Here is a 1,714-nt window from a genome sequence, read left to right on the forward strand (position 1 = left end):
GCGGTAACTGTTGCACAACTACTATTTTTTCAAAATAACTCCAAAAAACATTTTATAAAACCTCTTTTTAAAGCCATTTAAAGGAGGTTTTTTTTTACCTTACTGCTACAATTTCAAAATTGGAATGGCTCACAATCAGGCTTTTTATTTCTAATAAGAGTGTTTTAAAAAAAGCGTTGCACTTCCCTTGTTTCAAAGACACAACTTGGGTAATTATGGATGGGATTTTCACTGTAAAACGCAGGTATTTTTTCAAGTTATAGGTTAAACTTGCCATTAGTACATGTTTGTTGGCGTTTTTGATGCCTCGGGTATTGACCCGCTTCATATTGGTAAAGTTAATCAATGTTCCCAACACCGGCTCGACCGTTTTACTTCTGGTTCGTACCATTTTCTTTGCATAAACTGGGTTTTGAGTAAGTTTTTGATGCATTTTATCGTAGTATTCCTTGTAAATACTATCGTCTATCTTCTTGAACTTGGTGGTTTTTCCACAGCACTGCTCTCGTAATGGGCAGTTTTTACAGTCGGATTCACTGCTTCGATACGTGCGCTTGGTGTAACCTTTGCTATCGATCTTTTCTCCTTTGAAAAGTAGTTTGGCTTGCTTACCCTCTGGTTTTATGCATTCGTATTGATTGTGTTCTTTATTATAAACAAAACCTTCCCGTTCGGGTTTGTATTGTCCAAAATTAGGAATATAAGCGTTGATTCCTTTTTTATCAAGATAGGCTAAGGCTTCGCCGCTGCTGTAGCCGCCATCCGCTACAACTTCTTCCAGTTCAATATCATTTTGATGTAAGTTGGTTTGGGTAAGTTCGATTATTTTTTCTAAACACTGGGCATCGCGTTTGTCTGCATAGTCCGCACAGGCGCCTGTAATCACATGATGGGCATCATCTACCGCTAATTGTCCGTAGTAATTTAACTGTCTGGCTTTACCCGGTTTGACGCTTATTTTTGCATCATTGTCTGTGGGTGAATAATGCGTGTGATTAGATAGGTATTTAGGTCTAATTAAATTCCCGTATTCGTCTACTTTATCTTTTCCTGTTGCCTTGGGCATGCCTTGATACGCTTGCTCCTTCCAGTTATGGTGTTGGTCCACTAACTTTCTACGGGTTGTGGTGGTTTTGAATTCGCTGTTTTCTTCTAGCTCATTGACAAAGGCACTCGCATCTTCCAAAACTTCCTTTTCAACCAAGGAGTCCATTGAAGCATTGGCTTTGATAAAAGCACTGTCCACAGCCTGACGTTTGCCCCGAACCATGCCTTTGCTAACGCACATTTTCAATACTTCTTTAAACAGACTTAAAAATACTTCTTCTCCATACAGCCCTCGTGTACGGCTGATGGTGCTGTGCCAAGGTAATTCTTCGTCGATATCATAGCCTAAAAACAATCGGATAGATAAGCTATCGGAACAATAACGGATGAGTCCTCTATCGCTATTAATATTATTCAAATAACCTACTAACAACATTTTAAAGAAAACTACCGGATCAATACTCAATTGACCTTCTGTACCGTAATACTGTTGGGTTGCTTTTCTTAGGAAATGAAAATCTAACGAATCGTTTACAATCCTATAAAAATTATCCATGGGAACCAATTGATCTAAATTGACAGTGGTAAATAACTTGGGAATAAATGTCTTTGTGCCTTGCATAGCTAAATATACGAAATTCTTATATTTGAGTTGTACAACAGGCAC

The 1,714-nt window shown here is 38.3% G+C and carries 1 protein-coding gene; it reads right to left on the bottom strand.

Going from position 1 to position 1,714, the window contains the following annotated elements:
• Positions 1-94: 94 nt before the first annotated feature.
• On the bottom strand, positions 95-1,669 hold the full coding sequence (locus NAT51_RS19580) for an IS1182 family transposase (protein ID WP_449536217.1): 1,575 nt from the start codon (positions 1,667-1,669) through the stop codon (positions 95-97).
• Between the last annotated feature and the right edge of the window lie 45 nt (positions 1,670-1,714).

The organism is Flavobacterium amniphilum (assembly GCF_023634845.1).
Classification (GTDB): domain Bacteria; phylum Bacteroidota; class Bacteroidia; order Flavobacteriales; family Flavobacteriaceae; genus Flavobacterium; species Flavobacterium amniphilum.